This is a genomic window from Christiangramia aquimixticola, from assembly GCF_048285835.1.
Classification (GTDB): Bacteria; Bacteroidota; Bacteroidia; order Flavobacteriales; family Flavobacteriaceae; genus Christiangramia; species Christiangramia aquimixticola.
The window spans coordinates 1-288 of record NZ_JBLVTL010000277.1 but is presented as its reverse complement, the minus strand read 5'-3'; the positions used below and the strand labels follow the sequence as shown (position 1 = coordinate 288).

Sequence of the window (288 nt, the reverse complement as noted above, 5' to 3'; positions counted from 1 at the left end):
AAAACAGGGGCATAATCTGCTCCTTGGGTATTCAGCTCCTTAAAATTTACCAACACGTGGTTTGGCCAATAATCTGAAATTCCTTCGGCTAGCTTGATAGCTTCAATTTCTCGTTGGGTTCGGGCAAGGAGACTTTCATCAGACGTATAGCCCTTTGCTTTGTCGAAGGCTTCTTTTGCCTCGGCATTCTTTTGCTGGGCTTTTAAGCTTTGGCCAAGGAAAAAGTAATTGTTAAATGTGGGTTCCTGCTCGACCACTTGGCGATAATACGGTTCTGCTTTTTCGATT

At 43.8% G+C, this 288-nt stretch carries 1 protein-coding gene; it reads right to left on the bottom strand.

The features are described 5' to 3' along the window. A partial coding sequence (locus ACNKXV_RS14480; protein WP_417908407.1) for a hypothetical protein occupies nucleotides 1–288 on the bottom strand: 288 nt, incomplete at both ends.